The organism is Streptomyces sp. NPDC048353 (assembly GCF_055587165.1).
In genome coordinates this window covers 1-20297 of record NZ_JBVJGU010000008.1, presented here as the reverse complement: position 1 = coordinate 20297, position 20297 = coordinate 1, and the positions used below count along the sequence as shown (strand labels likewise).

General features: G+C 71.6%; 20 protein-coding genes. 4 read left to right on the top strand and 16 right to left on the bottom strand.

All coding sequences use genetic code 11. The features are described 5' to 3' along the window. Window positions 1-89: 89 nt before the first annotated feature. Together ACZ6RC_RS26245 and ACZ6RC_RS26240 are read right to left on the bottom strand one after the other, a co-directional pair. Window positions 90-1286 (bottom strand): helix-turn-helix domain-containing protein, encoded by a 1197-nt coding sequence (locus ACZ6RC_RS26245; protein ID WP_469587558.1) that lies wholly within the window; start codon window positions 1284-1286, stop codon window positions 90-92. Window positions 1287-1601: 315 nt separating this feature from the next. Next, entirely contained in the window at window positions 1602-1871 is a 270-nt protein-coding gene (locus tag ACZ6RC_RS26240) for a DUF1876 domain-containing protein (RefSeq protein ID WP_391146069.1), read from the bottom strand. Window positions 1872-2085: 214 nt separating this feature from the next. On the opposite strand from ACZ6RC_RS26240, the gene ACZ6RC_RS26235 reads away from it, so the two are divergent. Next, window positions 2086-2646, top strand: a complete 561-nt coding sequence (locus ACZ6RC_RS26235) for a hypothetical protein (protein ID WP_469587553.1) — start codon at window positions 2086-2088, stop codon at window positions 2644-2646. Here the strand turns inward: ACZ6RC_RS26235 and hemB are convergent. The 6 genes from hemB to ACZ6RC_RS26205 all read right to left on the bottom strand — a co-directional run bounded on the left by hemB (window position 2630) and on the right by ACZ6RC_RS26205 (window position 9374). Continuing rightward, window positions 2630-3631 (bottom strand): porphobilinogen synthase, encoded by a 1002-nt coding sequence (gene hemB / locus ACZ6RC_RS26230; protein WP_469587551.1) that lies wholly within the window; start codon window positions 3629-3631, stop codon window positions 2630-2632. The genes ACZ6RC_RS26235 and hemB overlap by 17 nt on opposite strands. 386 nt (window positions 3632-4017) lie before the next feature. Then, window positions 4018-5688: a bifunctional uroporphyrinogen-III C-methyltransferase/uroporphyrinogen-III synthase gene (locus ACZ6RC_RS26225; RefSeq protein ID WP_469587548.1), complete on the bottom strand. Its 1671-nt coding sequence runs from the start codon at window positions 5686-5688 to the stop codon at window positions 4018-4020. Continuing rightward, window positions 5685-6656, bottom strand: a complete 972-nt coding sequence (gene hemC / locus ACZ6RC_RS26220) for a hydroxymethylbilane synthase (protein ID WP_391146081.1) — start codon at window positions 6654-6656, stop codon at window positions 5685-5687. Before hemC ends, ACZ6RC_RS26225 begins: the two co-directional genes overlap by 4 nt. Next, entirely contained in the window at window positions 6653-8041 is a 1389-nt protein-coding gene (locus ACZ6RC_RS26215) for a glutamyl-tRNA reductase (RefSeq protein ID WP_391146082.1), read from the bottom strand. The genes hemC and ACZ6RC_RS26215 overlap by 4 nt, the downstream gene beginning before the upstream one ends. Continuing rightward, window positions 8038-8811, bottom strand: a complete 774-nt coding sequence (locus ACZ6RC_RS26210; protein WP_391146084.1) for a redox-sensing transcriptional repressor Rex — start codon at window positions 8809-8811, stop codon at window positions 8038-8040. The genes ACZ6RC_RS26215 and ACZ6RC_RS26210 overlap by 4 nt, the downstream gene beginning before the upstream one ends. 272 nt (window positions 8812-9083) lie before the next feature. Then, window positions 9084-9374: a glutaredoxin family protein gene (locus tag ACZ6RC_RS26205; RefSeq protein ID WP_453617586.1), complete on the bottom strand. Its 291-nt coding sequence runs from the start codon at window positions 9372-9374 to the stop codon at window positions 9084-9086. 147 nt (window positions 9375-9521) lie between these two features. On the opposite strand from ACZ6RC_RS26205, the gene ACZ6RC_RS26200 reads away from it, so the two are divergent. The 3 genes from ACZ6RC_RS26200 (at window position 9522) to ACZ6RC_RS26190 (ending at window position 13202) form a co-directional block, all read left to right on the top strand. Next, entirely contained in the window at window positions 9522-10472 is a 951-nt protein-coding gene (locus ACZ6RC_RS26200) for an HAD family hydrolase (protein WP_391146089.1), read from the top strand. 443 nt (window positions 10473-10915) lie between these two features. Then, entirely contained in the window at window positions 10916-11707 is a 792-nt protein-coding gene (locus ACZ6RC_RS26195) for an ECF subfamily RNA polymerase sigma factor, BldN family (RefSeq protein ID WP_391146091.1), read from the top strand. A gap of 298 nt (window positions 11708-12005) precedes the next feature. Then, window positions 12006-13202: a DUF5667 domain-containing protein gene (locus ACZ6RC_RS26190; RefSeq protein ID WP_453617588.1), complete on the top strand. Its 1197-nt coding sequence runs from the start codon at window positions 12006-12008 to the stop codon at window positions 13200-13202. Between the two features lie 93 nt (window positions 13203-13295). On the opposite strand, the gene ACZ6RC_RS26185 is transcribed toward ACZ6RC_RS26190, so the two are convergent. The 8 genes from ACZ6RC_RS26185 to ACZ6RC_RS26150 form a co-directional block, all read right to left on the bottom strand. Then, the gene (locus ACZ6RC_RS26185) at window positions 13296-14357 is read right to left on the bottom strand and encodes a lysophospholipid acyltransferase family protein (RefSeq protein WP_391146097.1); all 1062 of its coding nucleotides are present in this window, start codon (window positions 14355-14357) and stop codon (window positions 13296-13298) included. Between the two features lie 15 nt (window positions 14358-14372). Then, window positions 14373-15437: an NAD-dependent epimerase/dehydratase family protein gene (locus ACZ6RC_RS26180; protein WP_469587538.1), complete on the bottom strand. Its 1065-nt coding sequence runs from the start codon at window positions 15435-15437 to the stop codon at window positions 14373-14375. A 182-nt stretch (window positions 15438-15619) separates the two neighbouring features. After that, the gene (locus ACZ6RC_RS26175; RefSeq protein ID WP_003948845.1) at window positions 15620-15718 is read right to left on the bottom strand and encodes a 30S ribosomal protein bS22; all 99 of its coding nucleotides are present in this window, start codon (window positions 15716-15718) and stop codon (window positions 15620-15622) included. Window positions 15719-15843: 125 nt separating this feature from the next. Beyond that, the gene (locus ACZ6RC_RS26170) at window positions 15844-16053 is read right to left on the bottom strand and encodes a helix-turn-helix domain-containing protein (RefSeq protein WP_158988220.1); all 210 of its coding nucleotides are present in this window, start codon (window positions 16051-16053) and stop codon (window positions 15844-15846) included. 128 nt (window positions 16054-16181) lie between these two features. Beyond that, window positions 16182-16997, bottom strand: coding sequence for a phosphatase (locus ACZ6RC_RS26165; RefSeq protein ID WP_469587534.1), 816 nt, complete (start codon window positions 16995-16997; stop codon window positions 16182-16184). Window positions 16998-17126: 129 nt separating this feature from the next. Beyond that, a complete protein-coding gene (locus ACZ6RC_RS26160) occupies window positions 17127-18305 on the bottom strand; it encodes an acetoin utilization protein AcuC (RefSeq protein WP_469587531.1) in 1179 nt (392 codons plus the stop codon). Continuing rightward, entirely contained in the window at window positions 18274-19476 is a 1203-nt protein-coding gene (locus tag ACZ6RC_RS26155; RefSeq protein WP_469587528.1) for an MFS transporter, read from the bottom strand. The genes ACZ6RC_RS26160 and ACZ6RC_RS26155 overlap by 32 nt, the downstream gene beginning before the upstream one ends. Window positions 19477-19545: 69 nt before the next feature. Continuing rightward, window positions 19546-20190, bottom strand: a complete 645-nt coding sequence (locus ACZ6RC_RS26150; RefSeq protein ID WP_469587526.1) for an HAD family hydrolase — start codon at window positions 20188-20190, stop codon at window positions 19546-19548. Window positions 20191-20297: the final 107 nt, after the last annotated feature.

Sequence of the window (20297 nt, the reverse complement as noted above, 5' to 3'; positions counted from 1 at the left end):
TCTCGTACGGCGCCGGGGCCTTCGCCGTACCCCGGGAAGTCCGCAGGCCCACGACGTCCGCAGCACCCGACGTCCGGAGGTCCGTGGCTCTACTGGGCCTGGGCCGCCCAGGTGCCCGTGTCGGGCCGGTAGCCGTAGGTCTTCTTCCCTTCGATCGCACTCGTCCGGAAGGGCTCGCCGTCGTCGTCGATGCGCACCTTCCCGTGCCGTTCGCCGCTGCTCCAGTCCAGCTCCAGGTACCAGCCGACGACATGGGCGTCTGTGTGCACGTCGAGGTTGAGGACCTGGGGGTCGCTGGTGGAGACCTTGTACGGGAAGTCCTTGGCCGGCACGGGCGCGTCGCCGTCATGGCCGGCGACCGGCTTCGCGTAGGGCCGGGGGGCGTCGAGGTCGATGTCGAAGGACTGCGGGGTGACGATGCCGCCGCAGCCGTCGCCCATGGCGTAGGCCGCCCGGTCCAGGGGGTCGGCGCGCTCCACGACCCGTACGTGCAGGGCGTTGATGACCACCGCCGCCTCCGTCCTGCCGACCGCGGTGAGCTGGAGCATCATCCGGCCGCCGTCCACCCCGTCGAGGGCGCGCGCCCAGCCGCGGGTGTCCTGCGGGGTGGGCGGGGGCGGGACCTGCCCCGGTTCCTTGTCGAGGGCGTAGTACTGGCCGCAGGGGGCGTCCCAGTTGTACGAACTGACGCCGACGCTCAGCGGCGCCGCGGCGGCCGGCGCCCCCTTCGGCGACGTGGGCGGGGAGTCGGAGGCCGAGACCATCGAGTACCCGACGGGCACGGCGACCGCGACGACGACGGCGGCCGCGGCGGCGGCGACAGCGAGGCGCACGCGCGTACGGGACGACCCGCGAGGGGCGTCACCGACCGGCCGCGGGGCAGCCGCTTCCACCACGGTCGGTGCAGCGACGGTCGCTGCAGCGACGGTCGGTTCAACGGCAGCGGGTTCGACAACGGCCGGTTCCACGGCGACCGGCCCCACGGCAGTCGGCTCCGGGAGGTCCGCCGGCTCGGTCCCCGCGGGGGCGGCCTTCCCGCGCCGACGGGCTTCGTCGGCCAGGATCCAGCTCCGGTGCAGTTCGACGAGCTCGTTCCGGGTGGCCCCGCAGAGCCGCCCCAGCCGTTCCACCGGAGCGAACTCCGTCGGTACGGCGTCGCCGTTGCAGTACCGGTGCAGGGTCGACGTGCTGACGTGCAGCTTCTTCGCCAACGCCCCGTAACTGAGCCCGGATCGTTCCTTAAGACCGCGCACCAGCTCCGCGAAATCGCCCGTCTCCGCTGCCACCCGCCCCGTCCCCCTCGTCCGCCGTCCCAGGAACGCGTTCCAGGGAGGGGTCGTTCCCCCAGGCCACAGCATGTGCGGACGTTCCGGCTTCCCTCATTCTCCCGTGCCGATTGCACCGCCCCGGACCACCCCGCAGGGTGGACGCCATGCGAATCAGCCACTTCACGGACCTCGTCGCCTGGGCGGTCCTGATCACCAGCGCGGTGATCGTGATCGTTCTGATCAACCGTCAGTGACGGGACGGGACCGGCGCGGTGGCGGCGCCGCGTTCGACGCCGCCACCGGCCCGGCGGACCTCCACGCCCGTGCCGTCGGTCAGCGGAGCGGGTGCGAGGTCCTGCCGGACACCTCGTCGATCTCCATGTGGGCCTTCTGCAGCATCTGGGAGGCGAGGTCCATGAGCGCGCGGGCGCCCGCGATCTCCTCTCCGACGCGCAACTGATCCGGATCGGAGGGGTGCCGGTGGGCATTGCCATGGGCGCGGAACTCGGTGCCGTCACCGAGCCGCACCATGGCGGCGGCTCTGGTCCGGTCGCCTTCCTCCTGGAACTCCATCTCGATGTGCCATCCGACGAGCGTGTGCATGAGGACCACCTCCAGCGGTACTACCAGGGTGCGCCGCCCGGTCATTCCTCACCAATCGGTGCGTGGCCGACCGGAGAAGCCCGACGACAGGCGGCGGTGGCGAGGCCGCTCGTGACCATCCGTCCACCGACGGACGGCCTCCCCCGGCCGCCCTCATGCTCACCGTCCGTTAATTCGCTTGCACGGTCGGTTCCCAAGCCCGAAACTGTTAGACATGACTAACGTTTTAGTGGAGTCCTCGTCGTTCCCCGACTTCGGCCGCCCTGACGCCGGCCTCGTCCTGATCTCGGAGTGGCGGACACCGGACGCGGAGCGCCGGCAGGCCGTCATGGACGGTGTCATCGACGCCTGGGCGGAAGCCCGGCTGCCCGAGTCGTTCCTCGGTCGCTACTGCCTGGCGGGCACCGACGGGCTCTCCGTCCTCAACTACGCCCAGTGGACGGACGCCGCGGCCCAGCACGCCTTCGCCGCCGACCCGGCCAACCATCGGGCGATCGCCGACTCCGTCCAGGCCCTGATCTCGGTCGGCCCGCCCGGCCGGTATCGGTACGAGCGCTCGGTCCTCCTCCGGGAGGGACCCATACGCACCCTCGGCACCACCGCGTCCGACGCGGGCATCGCCCAGTACGTCCATCGCGGTGAGGACGGCAAGGGCGTGCGCGTCCTCACGGCCCACGACGACGACGACGACGGAGAGGGACGCGGGGAGGACGCCGGGGACGGAACCGGCGTCCGGTTCCGTCCCTATCGAGGGATTGTCAGACCCCGCGGCTGAGCTTCTGCGCGGCCTCGGTGGCCCAGTACGTGAGGATCATGCGGGCGCCCGCGCGCCTGATGCCGGTCAGGGTCTCCAGGATGGCCTTGTCCCGGTCGATCCAGCCCTTCTCGGCCGCCGCCTCGACCATCGCGTACTCACCGCTGATCTGGTAGGCCGCGACGGGCACGTCCACGGCCTCGGCGACCTTCGCCAGCACGTCCAGGTAGGGACCCGCCGGCTTCACCATGACCATGTCGGCACCCTCCTCCAGGTCGAGCGCCAGCTCGCGCATCGACTCGCGGAGGTTCGCGGGGTCCTGCTGGTACGTCTTGCGGTCGCCGGTCAGCGACGAGCCGACGGCCTCGCGGAAGGGCCCGTAGAAGGCGGAGGAGTACTTCGCGGTGTACGCCAGGATCGACACGTCCTCCTTGCCGATGGTGTCCAGCGCGTCACGGACCACCCCGACCTGGCCGTCCATCATCCCGGAGGGCCCCACGACGTGGACGCCGGCGTCCGCCTGGACCTGGGCCATCTCGGCGTAGCGCTCGAGGGTGGCGTCGTTGTCGACCCGGCCGCTCGCGTCCAGGACCCCGCAGTGCCCGTGGTCGGTGTACTCGTCGAGGCAGAGGTCGGACATGATCACGAGTTCGTCGCCGACCTCGGCCCGCACGTCCCTGATCGCGACCTGAAGGATCCCGTCCGGATCCGTGCCCGCCGTACCGGCGGCGTCCTTCTTCGCGTCCTCGGGGACACCGAAGAGCATGATCCCGGAGACACCGGCCTCCAGCGCCTCCACGGCGGCTTTCCGCAGGGTGTCCCGCGTGTGCTGGACGACGCCGGGCATCGCGGCGATCGGCACGGGCTCGCCGATGCCCTCCCGCACGAACGCGGGAAGGATCAGATCGGCCGAACTCAGCCGCGTCTCGGCCACCATCCGCCGCATGGCGGGAGTCGTCCGCAGCCGCCTCGGCCGCGCCCCGGGAAAGGATCCGTACGAGTTCATGCCCCGAGGCTACGCCCGCCCGCCCCCTCCACTTACCGACACCCTGTTGCCCCACCCCACCCGCTGTGGCCCACGTCCCGCCCCCATCCCCACCTCCCCCCGTTGTGGGCATTCGTCCCGCTGGGGCGGGACGGGTGGGCACAACGGGACGGCGCCCTCGCGGGTGCCTCCGCCCCGGCCCCCCGCCCACCACGACCCCGGCGCCCCCTCAAGGCCCAGCGCCCCGGCCCCCCAAGGGCCAAGGCCCCAGGCCCCCCAGAAACGCCAATGGGGCGCGGAGCCCCGAAAGGCCCCGCACCCCATGCGCACACGTCACGCCACAACCGCGGCGTCACGTCACAACGGCCACGTCACGCAGTCACGCCACGACCGTCACGCCGCACGACTCACGTCGTCCGCCGCCTCCGCGCCCCCGGCCTCCGCTCGCTCGGCCGCGTCACCGGATCCCCCGCCTCCAGCGCCGCCTCCCGGCGCCGGAGACCGAAGTCCGCCAGCGCCTCCGCCAGCTTGTGCACCGACGGCTCCGGCGACAGCACGTCGACCCGCAGCCCGTGCTCCTCCGCCGTCTTGGCGGTCGCCGGGCCGATACAGGCGATGACCGTCACGTTGTGCGGCTTCCCGGCGATACCGACCAGGTTCCGCACGGTCGACGAGGACGTGAAGAGCACCGCGTCGAAGCCGCCGCCCTTGATCGCCTCCCGCGTGTCCGCCGGCGGCGGCGACGCCCGCACCGTCCGGTAGGCGGTCACGTCGTCGACCTCCCACCCGAGCTCGATCAGACCCGCGACCAGCGTCTCCGTCGCGATGTCCGCACGCGGCAGGAAGACACGGTCGATCGGGTCGAAGACCGGGTCGTAGGGCGGCCAGTCCTCCAGCAGCCCCGCCGCCGACTGCTCCCCGCTCGGCACGAGGTCCGGCTTCACACCGAAGTCGACGAGCGCGGCCGCCGTCTGCTCGCCCACGGCCGCGACCTTGATCCCGGCGAAGGCCCGCGCGTCGAGCCCGTACTCCTCGAACTTCTCCCGCACCGCCTTCACCGCGTTGACCGACGTGAAGGCGATCCACTCGTAGCGGCCGGTCACCAGACCCTTGACCGCCCGTTCCATCTGCTGCGGCGTGCGCGGCGGCTCGACGGCGATCGTCGGCACCTCGTGCGGCACGGCGCCGTAGCTGCGCAGCTGGTCGGAGAGCGACGCGGCCTGCTCCTTGGTACGCGGCACCAGCACCCGCCACCCGAAGAGCGGCTTCGACTCGAACCACGCCAGCTGGTCCCGCTGCGCCGGAGCGCTGCGCTCGCCGACCACGGCTATGACGGGCCGGTGGCCCTCGGGCGAGGGGAGCACCTTGCCCTGCTTGAAGACCTGCGCGATCGTGCCGAGCGTCGCGGTCCACGTCCGCTGCCGCGTCGTCGTACCGGCGATGGTCACGGTGAGCGGGGTGTCCGGCTTACGGCCAGCCGCCACCAGCTCTCCGGCCGCCGCCGCCACCGAGTCCAGCGTGGTGGAGACGACGACGGTGCCGTCCGAGGCGCCGACCTCGCTCCAGCACCGGTCGTCGGCGGTCCGGGCGTCCACGAAACGCACGTCCGTGCCCTGCGCGTCACGCAGCGGAACACCGGCGTACGCGGGTACGCCCACCGCCGTCGCGACACCGGGCACGACCTCGAAGGGGATGCCCGCCGCGGCGCAGGCGAGCATCTCGCTCCCCGCGCCCCCGTCGAGCCCGGGGTCGCCGGTCACCGCACGGACGACCCGCTTGCCGCCCCGCGCGGCCTCCATGACAAGATTGGTCGCGTCCCTCAACACGGGGACCCCGGCGGTTGTTGACGCCTCGTCGACAACCGTCAGCTCAGGCGTGCTCACGCCCGTGCGCGCATGGCCGCGGACGACCTCGAGGACTTCCGGCTCTGCGATCAGGACGTCCGCCCCGGACAGGACCTCGACGGCCCGGAGGGTCAGCAGTCCGGGATCGCCTGGGCCGGCACCGAGGAAGGTGACGTGCCCGTGGCCGGCGAAGACCGGGGACAGGGGGCTGGTGGTCGGGCTGGTGGGGCTCAAAGTGCTCGCTCCCCCATAAGACCGGCCGCACCCTTGGCGAGCATCTCGTCCGCGAGTTCGCGTCCGAGCGCCATCGCCTCGTCGTACGACGTGGGTACGGGACCGGTGGTGGACAGCTGCACCAGCGTCGAGCCGTCGGTGGTGCCGACGACGCCGCGCAGGCGCATCTCGGTGACAGTCTGCCCGCGGCCGGAATCCTCGGCCAGCAGGTCGGCCAGCGCACCCACGGGTGCGGAGCAGCCGGCCTCCAAGGCGGCGAGCAGGGATCGCTCGGCGGTCACGGCGGCCCGGGTGTACGGGTCGTCGAGCTCGGCGAGCAGGGCGATGAGGTCGGTGGCGGAAGCCGCGCACTCGATCGCCAGTGCCCCCTGGCCGGGGGCGGGCAGGACGGAGTCGACCGACAGGAACTCGGTCACCTCGTCGGTCCTGCCGATGCGGCTGAGTCCGGCCGCGGCGAGAACCACCGCGTCCAGCTCGCCCTTGTGCACGTATCCGACGCGGGTGTCGATGTTCCCGCGGATCGGCACGGTCTCGATGGTCAGCCCGTGGCTGCGCGCGTACGCGTTGAGCTGGGCCGTGCGCCGCGGGGAGCCGGTGCCGATCCGGGCGCCGTCCGGCAGCCGGTCGAGCGTCAGGCCGTCGCGGGCGACGAGGACGTCGCGCGAGTCCTCCCGCGGCGGGATCGCGGCCAGCACCAGGTCCGGGTGGGGCGTGGTCGGCAGGTCCTTCAGGGAGTGGACGGCGAAGTCCACCTCGCCGGCCAGGAGCGCATCGCGCAGGGCGGCGACGAACACGCCCGTACCGCCGATCTGCGCGAGGTGCTCACGGGAGACGTCCCCGTACGTCGTGATCTCCACGAGCTCGACGGGCCGGCCGGACAGCTGCCGGACGGCGTCGGCCACATGCCCGGACTGGGCCATGGCGAGCTTGCTGCGCCTGGTCCCGAGCCTCAGTGCCCTCTCGGTCATACTCGCCCTCGGTTCTTGACGTCGGCGTCATTCAGGTCGGCCCGGGAGACGGAGGCGACCGTCTCCGGGTCGAGGTCGAAGAGTGTCCGCAGCGCGTCGGCGTACCCGGCGCCGCCGGGTTCACCGGCCAGCTGCTTGACCCGTACGGTCGGCGCGTGCAGGAGCTTGTCGACCACACGTCGCACGGTCTGGGTGATCTCGGCCCGCTGCCGCTCGTCGAGGTCGGGCAGCCGGCCCTCGAGCCGGGCCACCTCTCCCGCGACGACGTCGGCGGCCATGGTGCGCAGGGCGACCACGGTCGGGGTGATGTGCGCGGCGCGCTGGGCGGCGCCGAAGGCGGCCACCTCGTCGCCGACGATCGAACGGACCCGGTCGACGTCGGCGGCCATCGGGGCGTCGGCCGAGGCCTCGGCCAGCGACTCGATGTCGACGAGGCGCACGCCCGGGATCCGGTGGGCGGCGGCGTCGATGTCGCGGGGCATGGCGAGGTCGAGCAGTGCGACCGCCGGGGCGCCCGCGCCCTGGGTCCCGGCCTCCGGGGAGGTACGGCCCTTCAGGGCGCTCTGGACGGCCTCGGCGGTCAGGACGAGGCCGGTGGCGCCGGTGCAGGAGACGACGATGTCGGCACGTGTCAGTTCGTCGCCGACGGCAACCATCTCGACCGCGCGGGCGGCCACGCCCGTGCCTCCGGGCTCGGTCAGGATCTGGACGAGCCGGTCGGCGCGGGCCGCGGTGCGGTTCGCGATCACTATCTCGGAGACCCCGGCGCGCGCGAGCGTGGCGGCGGCCAGCGAGGACATCGATCCGGCGCCGATGACGAGGGCGCGCTTGCCGGCGGCCCAGACGTCGACGTCGGTGCCGTCGGCGAGCTGCTCGAGGCCGAAGGTGACGAGCGACTGCCCGGCGCGGTCGATGCCGGTCTCGCTGTGGGCGCGCTTGCCGACCCGCAGGGCCTGCTGGAACAGGTCGTTGAGGAGCCGGCCCGCGGTGTGCAGTTCCTGGCCGAGCGCGAGGGCGTCCTTGATCTGCCCGAGGATCTGGCCCTCGCCGACGACCATGGAGTCGAGCCCGCAGGCCACCGAGAAGAGGTGGTGGACGGCCCGGTCCTCGTAGTGCACGTAGAGATAGGGGGTGAGCTCGTCGAGTCCGACGCCGCTGTGCTGGGCGAGCAGCGTGGACAGCTCGGCGACACCGGCGTGGAACTTGTCCACGTCGGCGTAGAGCTCGATGCGGTTGCAGGTGGCCAGGACCGCGCCTTCGGCGGCCGGCTCGGCGGCGAGGGTGTCCTGCAGCAGCTTGGCCTGGGTGTCCGAGGCGAGCGAGGCCCGCTCGAGGACGCTGACCGGGGCGCTGCGGTGGCTCAGCCCGACGACGAGGAGACTCATGCCGGCATCACGGCGGGGACGTCCCCGTCGGGTCCCTTCCGGGCCGGTCCCGTGGCACCGCCGCGGACGGCGGGCGGCGCGACGGCGGCGCCCTCGGCGTCCGCCTCCTCGCCGGCCTTGCGCTGCTCGTGGAAGGCGAGGATCTGCAGCTCGATGGAGAGGTCGACCTTGCGCACGTCCACGCCGTCGGGCACGGACAGCACGGTCGGGGCGAAGTTGAGGATCGAGGTGACCCCGGCGGCCACGAGCCGGTCACAGACCTGCTGGGCGGCGCCGGCCGGGGTGGAGATGACGCCGATGGAGACGTCGTTGTCCTCGATGATCTTCTCGAGCTCGTCGGTGTGCTGGACGGGGATCCCGGCGACCGGCGTGCCGGCCATGGCGGGGTCGGCGTCGATCAGCGCGGCGACCCGGAAGCCGCGGGAGGCGAACCCGCCGTAGTTGGCGAGGGCGGCGCCGAGGTTACCGATACCGACGATGACCACGGGCCAGTCCTGGGTCAGGCCCAGCTCGCGGGAGATCTGGTAGACGAGGTACTCGACGTCGTAGCCGACGCCGCGCGTCCCGTACGAACCGAGGTAGCTGAAGTCCTTGCGCAGCTTCGCGGAGTTGACCCCCGCGGCGGCTGCGAGTTCCTCGGAGGAGACCGTGGGTACGGAGCGCTCCGACAGTGCGGTGAGCGCACGCAGATACAGCGGAAGGCGGGCGACGGTGGCCTCGGGAATGCCTCGGCTGCGGGTCGCCGGTCGGTGAGTTCGGCCAGTTGCCACGGTGCTCCTGCGGGATGAGCGGGGCTGTAGGCGGCCTTGTGTCCCTCGACCGCCCCGTCGAATGCAGGCTATGTCTTTGTGAACGCGTGCACAAAGATGGTGTCCGTTTTGTCCGGCCAAAGTGACCGGGGTCACGCGACCGGTTCGCGCCACGAAGGAACCGCGCGGCGCGTCAACCCGTTGGAAACACGAAGGGGGCAAAACCGCACACTCTCCTTACGATCATGCCCCCGGAACCCACCAAAACGTCCATGATGGTAGCCCTCTTCCGGTCAGCCACCCAGTTCGCGCCGCAGACGCGCGGGGTCCACCCGCCAGAAGGTGTGCTGCTCGCCGTCGACCAGGACCACCGGAATCTGCTCCCAGTACTCCTGATGGAGCTCCTCGTCCTGCGTGATGTCCTTCTCCTCCCAGCGCGCCCCCGTCTCGGCGCAGACCGCCTCGATCACCGCGCGCGCGTCGTCGCAGAGGTGGCAGCCCGGCTTGCCGATCAGCGTCACGGTCCGCGAAGCGGAGGCGACGGGAGCGGCCGGGTTGTCCTTCTTCTTCGTCCGTCCGAACATCCCTCCATTCTGCGCCGACCGAGGCCCGCGCGGCCCCGCCCCCGCCGGACCCGCTCCACCATCCGTCGACAGGAGGGACGCGGAGTGTTCACTCCTCCGCGACCTCACGGGTCGGGATTGACCGAACAGACTGGCTATGCTCACGCCATGGCCGCACTGGGATGGCTCACCTCTCACCGGCGCTCCGCCACCGCGCGCAGCGTCCTGGCAGGCGAGGCCGCTGCCGAGGCAGCGCGCAAGACCTCACAGCAGCTCGAACGCGAGCGGGAGGAGGCGGCCGCCGCCGGCCTCATCGCGCCGCCGGAGCCCGACTTCCCCGTCATGGGGGACGTCCGGGCCGCCGCCTTCTTCGACCTCGACAACACCGTCATGCAGGGCGCCGCGATCTTCCACTTCGGCCGCGGTCTCTACAAGCGGAAGTTCTTCCAGCGCCGCGAGCTCGCCCGCTTCGCCTGGCAGCAGGCGTGGTTCCGGCTGGCCGGCGTCGAGGACCCCGAGCACATGCAGGACGCCCGCGAGAGCGCCCTGTCGATCGTCAAGGGCCACCGCGTCTCCGAGCTGATGTCGATCGGCGAGGAGATCTACGACGAGTACATGGCGGACCGGATCTGGCCCGGCACCCGCGCCCTCGCCCAAGCCCACCTGGACGCCGGACAGAAGGTGTGGCTGGTCACGGCCGCCCCCGTCGAGACCGCCACGATCATCGCCCGCCGCCTCGGCCTGACCGGCGCGCTCGGCACGGTCGCGGAGTCGGTGGACGGCGTCTACACCGGCAGGCTGGTCGGCGAACCCCTGCACGGACCGGCCAAGGCCGAGGCCGTGCGCGCCCTGGCCGCCGCCGAGGGCCTGGACCTGAACCGCTGCGCCGCCTACAGCGACTCCCACAACGACATCCCCATGCTGTCGCTGGTCGGCCACCCCTACGCCATCAACCCCGACACCAAGCTGCGCCGCCACGCCAAGTCCCTCGAGTGGCGGCTGCGCGACTACCGCACGGGCCGCAAGGCGGCCAAGGTCGGCATCCCCGCCGCGGCGGGCGTCGGCGCGCTGGCGGGCGGCACGGCCGCCGCGGTCGCCCTGCACCGCCGCCGGCGCTGACGAAACGACCCTCCCCGGTCCTGGGCGCCCCTCGGCCGCCCTCCCGTGCCGATACGTTTCGGCCGCGATCACCTGCGACAACCCGAGACCAGCGCGCCTCACCCGTACGTGGTCGAACAGTGCCGCACAGGTCGACTACCGGGCATTCGCGGCTCCCTACCCAGCAGCGGCCCAGATCACTCCACAGCTCTGGACTCGACCACAACAGAGCGTGCGCGTAGTCACACTCGGAAGCAATCCGATCAACAAGCGGTCACGAAGTGCGACGCGATCCGCCCGCAAGCGGTAACAGAAGCGTCGGAATCGATGATTTGAGCAACTGGGTGTAGCGCTGCCTGTACGAAGCGTTATTCTCCTCAGACGCACAACGGAACCCACACGTCGCCACGACGAGTGAACGGTCCCGCACTGCTCGTGATGGAAGCTCTGCCTCTGGGAGTCCCGTGTACCCACACGTCGGGGTTGACGCCTCGGGCCTGGCTACGCTGCGCGCAACGGTCCTCGACCACTTGCGCGGCTTCGTCCCCACCGCGTATGCCGTCCCTGTCCCCGCCTTTGCCTTCGCCGCACCGGCACCCGCCGGTCCCTGCTATGCCCTGGCCGAGAGCGGTGCCGCTGTCGGCAGAAGGGGCAGCCGCAGCGGCACCGGAACCTCGACCGCCGCCCGCCGCCCCACCGCCGACAGCGACAGCGCTCGCATGATGGACCTGGTCGAACGCGCCCAGGCCGGCGAGGCCGAAGCCTTCGGCCGCCTGTACGACCAGTACAGCGACACCGTCTACCGCTACATCTACTACCGCGTCGGCGGAAAGGCGACGGCGGAGGACCTCACCAGTGAGACGTTCCTGCGCGCCCTGCGCCGGATCTCCACCTTCACCTGGCAGGGCCGCGACTTCGGCGCCTGGCTGGTCACGATCGCGCGGAACCTGGTCGCCGACCACTTCAAGTCGAGCCGTTTCCGACTGGAAGTGACCACGGGCGAGATGCTCGACGCCAACGAGGTCGAGCGCAGCCCCGAGGACTCCGTCCTGGAGTCCCTCTCCAACGCGGCCCTCCTGGACGCGGTCCGCCGGCTCAACCCCCAGCAGCAGGAGTGCGTGACCCTGCGCTTCCTGCAGGGCCTCTCCGTCGCCGAGACCGCCCGGGTCATGGGCAAGAACGAGGGTGCGATCAAGACCCTCCAGTACCGGGCGGTGCGCACCCTGGCGCGCCTCCTCCCGGACGACGCCCGCTGACCGCACCGCGCCCCCCACACGCGCTCCCACCCCCCGCTCACCCCACCCGTCCCCTCCACCTCCCCCCACGCCCCCCGACCCCCGTCCAACTCACAGTCGGTGACGCCTCGATGACGCACTGGTCCGATCATCTTTCGCGCGTAACCCAAGTGCCGCGCCGCTCGTTGTGCGGAATGCAGGCTCCCTGCGGTCACGCCTCGCCCACAGCCACTCACTCTTTCGTGTGGATGTGTTCAAGGTGTGCAACCTTCCGGACACCCCGGGGAGTCGACCGTCATGACGAGAGGAGGTGCCGCCAGTGATCGCGAACGTATCGGCGCACCGGCGGGCGAACGCCTTCGCCCATGCCCTGGAGGATCAGGCGTCCGAGGGCGCGGCGGCCGAGCAGCCCGAGGCGACGGCCGAACCGGCCGAGCAGGGGCGGCTGTTGGCGCTGGCGAACGGTCTCGGCGAACTGCCGAGACCGAAGATGGACCCCGAGGTCAAGGTGGTGCAGCGAGCCCAGCTCGTCGCCGCCATGGAAGCGATGCTCGCGGAGGGGAGCGCTGCCGCGGGCCCTACCGTGCCGGAGCAGCGGACCTCGAGCGGACGGGGAGCCCACCGGGCCTCCCCGCTGCGCAAGCTGCGCCCCCGCTCCCGCTGGTCGAAGGGAATCGCCGCGGGCGGGCTCACGGTCGGTGTCGCGGCCGGCGCCTTCAGCGGCGTCGCCGCCGCCAGCAGCGACGCCCTCCCCGGTGACTCGCTCTACGGGCTGAAGCGCGGCATGGAAGACATCAAGCTCGGGATGGCGGACGACGACGCCGACCGGGGCGGGATCTATCTGGACCAGGCATCGACCCGGCTCAGCGAGGCCCGCAGACTGATGGAGCGCGGACGCGCCGGCGCACTCGACCACGAGTCCCTCGGCGAGATCCGACGCGTCCTCGGCGGCATGAAGCACGACGCCTCCGAAGGCCACCGGCTGCTCCGCCAGGCGTACGAAAGAGACGGAGCCATCGCCCCGATGGCCCGGCTCAACTCCTTCGCCCAAGCCCACCGCACCACGTGGAACGGCCTGCGCGAGCGCCTGCCCGTCCAGCTCGCCGACGTCGGCAACGAAGTCAACGACGTCTTCGTCGCCATAGACCAAGAGGTCGAGCCACTCCAATCCATGCTCCCCCGCACCCCGGAGAAGGGCGCCGCCGGCACCGGCACACCCACCACCGGCCACAGCTCCCCCGGCCCGAGGACCCAACACCCGTCGTCCTCCCCGGCCGCCCCCTCCACCGGCGCCGGCACCACCCGGCCGCAGCCCTCCGGCTCCGGCAGCGGCACCGCGGAGAACGACGGCCTGCTCGGCGGCAACACCGGCGGACTCCTCGACCCCCCGCCGACCGGCACCGCCCCGGCCCCGTCGGGCGACCAGTCACCACCCCCCATGCCGGACGTGACCATCCCGCCGCTGCTGCCCGACCTCCTCCCAGGTCTCGGCATCGACAGCGAAGACGCACGCTGACACCAGAGCGGGGCGCCCCCTTCACCTCGGGGGGCGCCCCGCTCTCGTACCACCGACACCACCGGCCCACGGCCGGTCGGAGACGGCCGACGGTCAGAAGAACACCGACCGGCGCTGCACCAACAGCTTGTACAGCGTGTGCTGGATCTGCTCCCGCACCTGATCCGTCAGATTGAACATCAGCATCGGATCCTCCACCGCCTCCAGCGGATAGCCGTCCGTCGGGATCGGCTCACCGAACTGGATCGTCCACTTCGTCGGCAACGGCACCGCGCCCAGCGGCCCCAGCCACGGGAACGTCGGCGTGATCGGGAAGTAAGGAATCCCCAGCACCCGCGCCAGCGTCTTCGCGTTGCCGATCATCGGGTAGATCTCCTCCGCGCCCACGATCGAACACGGCACGATCGGCACCCCCGCCCGCAACGCCGTCGAGACGAACCCGCCCCGGCCGAAACGCTGCAGCTTGTACCGCTCCCCGAACGGCTTCCCGATGCCCTTGAACCCCTCCGGCATCACGCCCACGATCTCCCCGGACCGCAGCAGCCGCTCCGCGTCCTCCGCGCACGCCAGCGTCGACCCCGCCTTCCGCGCGAGCTCGTTGATCACCGGCAGCATGAACACCAGGTCGGCCGCGAGCAGCCGGAGATGACGGCCCGCCGGATGGTTGTCGTGCACGGCGACCTGCATCATCAGGCCGTCCAGCGGCAGCGTCCCGGAATGGTTGGCGACCACCAGGGCGCCCCCCTCGGCCGGAATGTTCTCGATGCCCTTCACTTCCACCCGGAAGTACTTCGCGTACAGCGGCCGCAGCATCGACATCAGGACCTGGTCGGTCAGCTCCTTGTCGTAGCCGAACTCGTCGACCTCGTACTCGCCCGTCACCCGCCGGCGCAGGAACGCGAGCCCGCCCGCGAGCCGCCGCTCCCAGCCGCCCCCGCCCCCGCTCTCCGACGCGCCCCGCGCGCCGCTCTCCGCCTCCTCCGGGCCGTCGGAGCCCCCGGAGCCCACCGGACCCCGCCGGCCGTCCGCCAGATGCTCCTCAGGGCCCTGCTGACCCGGCAGAGCCCGCACCGCGGCCTCCTGCCCGGCCCGGGCAGGGCGCCGCCGCGCCCGCGAACGGTCGTCGTCGAACGGAATGACCTTGGCGTCCGCCATGGTTACGTGGGCTCCTTAGTCGCCGCTCTCAACAGGGGTATGCGTCACCGGGGTGGACGTCAGCCGGTCCGCGACCCGGTCCACCGCCCCGGCCAGCCGCTCGGGCGGCAACAGCCCCGGCCCGCGACCGGCCGCGAAGTCCGCGAAGGCCTCCGCCGTGGTGAACCGTGGCACGAACCCGAGCGTCTCGCGCATCTGGACCGTGGAGACGACCCGGCCGTGCGTCAGGAGACGGATCTGCTCGGGCGAGAAATCGGTGACACCGACCGTCCGCAGCGCCGAACCGACCCAGGTGACCGCGGGCATGGGCACCGGCACCGTCGGCCGCCCCAGCCGCCGCGCGCACTGCGAGAGCAGCAGCACCCCGTCACCCGCCACATTGAACGTGCCGCTGTTCAGCGTCGCGCGCCGCGGCTCCTTCGATCCGACGTGCAGGACGTCGATCACATCGTCCTCGTGGACGAACTGCAGCCTCGGGTCGTAGCCGAAGACCGTCGGCATCACCGGCAGCGACAGGTACTCCACGAGCGGCGACTCCACCCGCGGGCCCAGGATGTTCGCGAACCGCAGCACACACACGGCCACGTCCGGGCGGCGCCGGGCGAAGCCCCGGACATAGCCCTCGACCTCGACCGCGTCCTTGGCGAAGCCCCCGCTCGGCAGCGACTTGGGCGGGGTGGTCTCCAGGAAGACCGCCGGATCGCGCGGCGCGGAGCCGTACACGCTCGTACTGGACTTGATCACCAGCCGGCTGACCCGGGGCGACTTCTGGCAGGCCCCGAGCAGCTGCATGGTGCCGATGACGTTGGTCTCCTTGACCGACGTACGGCCCCCGGCGCCCAGCGCCGTCCCGGTGACGTCCAGATGGACGACCGTGTCCACGTCGTACTCGGCCAGCACCTTGGCGATGGCGGGCTGGCGGATGTCCGCCCGGACGAACGCCGCGCCGCCCAGATCGTGCGCGGGCGCCACCGCGTCCAGGGCGACCACATGGTCCACCTCGGGGTCGCGCTGGAGGCGCCGTACGAAACGGCCCCCCAGATAGCGGGCCGCACCGGTGACGAGCACGACCTTGCCCAAGATCCGCGCCTTCCGTCGGTTCGATCCCCCGGGTCCTCCCTCAGGGGCCTCTGCGCCACCGTAGCGCCTCGCCGCCGCCCCGCAACGATCGGCGTGGGCAACAGGACGAAAAAGGCGTGGCCCCCCACCGAACCGGTGGGGGGCCACGCCCGACGCACAAACAGCCGTCGTACAGCCGTCGCTTACTTCTTGTTGCGACGCTGAACGCGGGTGCGCTTGAGCAGCTTGCGGTGCTTCTTCTTGGCCATCCGCTTGCGCCGCTTCTTGATAACAGAGCCCACGACTACCCTCGCTCACTTCTCTTCACTGGTGCGGGGCGTCTGGGCCCACACGACCTACGTCGGCCTAGCCTACCGGATGTAATCCGGCGGCCTGCCGAGGTCCTGAGCCATCGGCCGCGCGCTCGCTACGCGGTCTCCACCCCCACGAAGGACTCCCTGAGGTACTCGTGCACTGCCTGTTCCGGGACCCGGAAGGACCTGCCCACCCGGATCGCCGGCAGATGACCGCTGTGCACCAAGCGGTACACGGTCATCTTCGACACTCGCATCACCGAGGCGACTTCCGCCACGGTAAGAAACTTGACCTCGTTGAGAGGCCGATCGCCAGCAGCCATGACCCACCTGTACCTTCCGCACACGACGCCCACCGGCTTCCCCTCCGGTGACCCTGCGTCGCTGTGCGCTCACGCTCCAGACTAGGGGCGGGTGGTACGAGTGGGGAAGAGGAGCAGCCATCGGCCGTTTACCGTGACAGACGCGCTCGATTGAGTACATAGCGAGTGAGCGGGCGGTAGTAGTAGGACCGTACGGCGTCATCAAGCGGAACCGCCACGGACACCTGCCCCTCCGCCTCTCCGACGAAGAGCGCGGGATCGTCCGTATCCGCCAGCCCGATGGCCTCGATACCCAGCTGACCTGCGCCGCAGACCCATCCGTGGTCGCCGACGACAAGCTCGGGAAGGGGCCAACCGCCCTCCACGGCGCCCTCCAGAGCGGCCCGAACCGGCAGCGGGGAATGCGAGTGCGCCCCCGTTTCACGCCCGGTCGCCGACAGACCGGGTTCTCGCACCAACGCGACACCCCGTACGTAGTCGAGAAGGTACGTGCGTAGACCGAACCGGGTCGTTATGTCGACACATCTCCCCTGCGCGGGTGTGAGGACAAGACATCCCACCGCCGACAGAGCGTCTGCGAGCGCTGCGTAGAACCCCAGCAGACGGTGCGGATGTCCCGTCCCGAACAGCACCGGAGCCCTCCGCGCGGCGACCTCGCCCAACCGCGCCGCGAACGCGTCGAGCCCGCTCAACGTCCGCTCCGGATCGATCACATCGGGCCCGGCGCGGTGCGCCGGATCCGGCGACACCCCGCACTTGTCGGCCATGAGGTGCAATAACTCCGCCTCGCCCCACGCGTAATCGGGATCCAGCCCCAGCATCACCCGCGGGTCCCGCGCGGCGAACAGCCGATAGCTGCGCAGGCTCTCCTCCCGCGAGGTCGCCACCGTCCCCGCCAACCCCGCCGCCAACAGATGCGCCCGCAACGCCCCGGTACTCAGCACCCTCTCGATGCTGCCTGAGCGAAGCCTCCGGCGGGCCAAAAGCGGTCCGAGACCGCACAGTTGGCGTAACCACGCATGTCGCCGAGGACCGCGCGGACAGCCCGCGAGGCGACGAGGACGAGGACGGGGTTACGCCAGCAGCCCCCGCAGCGGGAACGCCGCCCGCCGCGTCGCCAGCACCGACTGGTCCAGCCGGTCCGCCGGGTCGTACCCCTCCGCCCAGTCCCGCCACTCCACCGGCCACCGGCCGTCCGTCATCCGCGCCGGCCCCAGCTGCCGCGTCCGCGCGTACACCTCGTCCCGCCACGACGACGGGATCACCGACTCCGGCTCCACCGGAGCGTGCGCCGCGATCCCCACCAGGTGCGTCCACGACCGCGGTACGACGTCCACCACCGCGTAACCGCCCCCGCCGAGCGCGACCCACTTGCCGCCCTCGACGTGTGCGTGCGCCAGGTCGTGACAGGCCGCCTGCACGGCCCGCTGCGCGTCCAGCGACACGGCCAGGTGCGCCAGCGGGTCCTCGAAGTGCGTGTCCGCCCCGTGCTGGGTCACCAGCACCTGCGGCCGGAAGTCCGCGATCAGCTCGGGCACCACCGCGTGGAAGGCCCGCAGCCATCCCTCGTCGCCCGTCCCGGCCGGCAGCGCCACGTTCACCGCCGACCCCTCCCCCGGCCCGGCCGCGCCCGTCTCCTCGGGCCATCCGGTCTGCGGGAACAGCGTCCGCGGATGCTCGTGCAGCGAGATGGTCAGGACCCGCGGGTCCTCCCAGAACGCGGCCTGCACGCCGTCCCCGTGGTGGACGTCCACATCCACGTAGGCGACCCGCTCCGCGCCCAGTTCGAGCAGCCGGGCGATCGCCAGCGACGCGTCGTTGTAGATGCAGAACCCGGAGGCGCTGCCCGGCATCGCGTGGTGCAGCCCGCCGGCGAAGTTCACGGCGTGCGCGGCCTCGCCCCGCCAGACCGCTTCCGCGGCCCCCACGGACTGTCCGGCGATCAGCGCGGAGACCTCGTGCATCCCGGCGAACGCCGGGTCGTCGACGGTCCCCAGGCCGTACGCCTGGTCGGCGGCCCTCGGCCGCTCCGAGGCGGCCCGCACCGCCGCCACGTAGTCCTCGCGGTGCACCAGCCGCAGCGTCGACTCACCGGCCGGCTTGGCGGCCACCACGTCGACGGCGCGATCGAGCCCGTACGCCCGCACCAACCCCATGGTCAGCGCGAGCCGCACGGGGTCCATCGGGTGCTCGGACCCGAAGTCGTACCCGGTGACAGCTTCATCCCACATCAACAGTGCGCGGCCGCTCATGCCCGTCACCGTATCGGGCCGGTTGAGAACCGAACGACGTGGCGTACGCCACCGTCACCAGGACCAGCACCATCGGCACGAGCATCGCCCCGCGGTAGCTCCAGGCGTCCCCGAGCGCCCCGACGAGCGGGGATCCGATCAGGAACCCGACGTAGTTGAAGACGTTGAGCCGGGCCACGGCGGCGTCGCTGGCGCCCGGGAACAGTCTCCCGGCCGCGGCGAAGGTCTGCGGCACGATGACGCTCAGTCCGAGCCCGAGGACGGTGAACCCGGCCACGCCCGTCCAGGCCCCCGGCGCCAGCGCGACCACGGCGAACCCGAGCGCCGCCAGCACCGCCCCGCCCCGCACGACCGCCGCCGCACCCAGCCGCCGCACCCCGAAGTCCCCTACGGCCCGGCCGAGGAGCGTGGTGACCATGTACGCGTTGTACGGCACGGTCGCCAGCTCCTCCGAGCTGCCGAGCACGTCCTGCAGGTACTTGGCGGACCAGTTCGACACCGTCGAGTCCCCGATGTAGGCGAAGGTCATCACGAGGCACAGCGGCAGCAGCAGCGCGAAGCCGAGCCGGGGACCCCCCGCGCCCCCGGCTCCTTCGACGGCCGGCCCCGGCTTCCCGTCGACGTACCACCGGCCGCCGATCCAGGCGACGGGCAGCAGCACGGCCACGACCGGCAGGTACGAGACGACCAGCGAGAGGTCCCAGTGCGCCCCCGCCCAGGCGAGCGAGGCCCCCACGATGCCGCCCAGGCTGTACGTGGCGTGGAAGCCGAGCATGATGCTCCGGCCGTACTCCCGCTGGAGGCTCACCCCCAGCATGTTCATCGACGCGTCCAGGGCGCCGACCGCGAGCCCGAACACCCCGAGCGCGACGGCGGCCTGCCACATCGCGCTTCCCGCGCCGACCGCCAGGAGGGCGAGGAGCACGACGGGTTGCGAGGCCCGCAGGACCTTACCCGGACCGATCCGCGCCACGATCTTCTCGGTGGCCACGCTGGCCACACCGGCGAGGATCGGCACGGCGGCCAGGAACGCCGGGAGCAGGGCGTCGGATATCCCGTACCGGTCCTGGATGGCGGGTATGCGTGTCACCAGGAGCGCGAAGGTCACCCCTTGCACGAAGAAGCTGACCGCCAGAGAGCCCCGCCCACGCCGCAACCGCGCATCCGTCATGGCGGCACAGCGTAGGACGCGGCTCTACCCATGGGTAGATGGATCACCGACCCAAATCCGCGGGGTCTCTCAGTCGAGCAGGGGGAGGAGCTCCGGCATGCTGTCGAAGAGACCGCGGGACCCTGTCAGCTTCTCCGCGGGTGTCATGGCCGTGAAGCCGTAGACGTCCATCCCGGCGGCGAGGGCGGCCTGGACGCCGAGCCGGCTGTCCTCGATGACGACGCACCGCTCGGGGGCGGTTCCCATGCGGGTGGCGGCGTGGAGGAAGAGGTCGGGCGCGGGCTTGCCCCGGCCGACGTCCTCGGCGCTGAAGGTGTTCTCGTCGCGGAACCACTGGTCGAGGCCGGTCTTGCGGTGTCCGACCCGGATCCGCTGGTGGCTTCCGGAGGAGGCGACGCAGTAGGGGATGCCGGCGTCCACCAGGTGCTTGAGCACGTCGGTGGCTCCGGGGACGGGCTCCAACTCCCGCTGGAAGGCGGCGAAGACGCGTCCGTGGAAGATCTCGTCGAAGTCCTCGGGCAGCCGCTGCCCGGTCCGCTCCTCGATCAGGTCGTGTACGCGATGCATGGCGGCCCCCATGTAGTCGCGCAGGGACTCCTCGTACGAGGTGGGGTGCCCGAGCTCGGTGAGGTAGCCGGCCAGGAGGGTGTTGGAGATCGGCTCGCTGTCGACGAGCACCCCGTCGTTGTCGAAGATGACCAGGTCGTATCGCATGTTCGTACCCTAAACGCAGAAAAGCCCCGCACCATAAGGTGCGGGGCTTTCCCACAATGATTGTTCGGCGGCGTCCTACTCTCCCACAGGGTCCCCCCTGCAGTACC

Bases quoted from the DNA above. Each gene is read 5' to 3' on its own strand.
- ACZ6RC_RS26240 (WP_391146069.1), bottom strand. From the start codon at position 1,871: ATGCACACGCTCGTCGGATGGCACATCGAGATGGAGTTCCAGGAGGAA.
- ACZ6RC_RS26235 (WP_469587553.1), top strand. From the start codon at position 2,086: ATGACTAACGTTTTAGTGGAGTCCTCGTCGTTCCCCGACTTCGGCCGC.
- hemB (WP_469587551.1), bottom strand. From the start codon at position 3,631: ATGAACTCGTACGGATCCTTTCCCGGGGCGCGGCCGAGGCGGCTGCGG.
- hemC (WP_391146081.1), bottom strand. From the start codon at position 6,656: ATGACCGAGAGGGCACTGAGGCTCGGGACCAGGCGCAGCAAGCTCGCC.
- ACZ6RC_RS26215 (WP_391146082.1), bottom strand. From the start codon at position 8,041: ATGAGTCTCCTCGTCGTCGGGCTGAGCCACCGCAGCGCCCCGGTCAGC.
- ACZ6RC_RS26205 (WP_453617586.1), bottom strand. From the start codon at position 9,374: ATGTTCGGACGGACGAAGAAGAAGGACAACCCGGCCGCTCCCGTCGCC.
- ACZ6RC_RS26200 (WP_391146089.1), top strand. From the start codon at position 9,522: ATGGCCGCACTGGGATGGCTCACCTCTCACCGGCGCTCCGCCACCGCG.
- ACZ6RC_RS26185 (WP_391146097.1), bottom strand. From the start codon at position 14,357: ATGGCGGACGCCAAGGTCATTCCGTTCGACGACGACCGTTCGCGGGCG.
- ACZ6RC_RS26170 (WP_158988220.1), bottom strand. From the start codon at position 16,053: ATGGCTGCTGGCGATCGGCCTCTCAACGAGGTCAAGTTTCTTACCGTG.
- ACZ6RC_RS26160 (WP_469587531.1), bottom strand. From the start codon at position 18,305: ATGAGCGGCCGCGCACTGTTGATGTGGGATGAAGCTGTCACCGGGTAC.
- ACZ6RC_RS26155 (WP_469587528.1), bottom strand. From the start codon at position 19,476: ATGACGGATGCGCGGTTGCGGCGTGGGCGGGGCTCTCTGGCGGTCAGC.
- ACZ6RC_RS26150 (WP_469587526.1), bottom strand. From the start codon at position 20,190: ATGCGATACGACCTGGTCATCTTCGACAACGACGGGGTGCTCGTCGAC.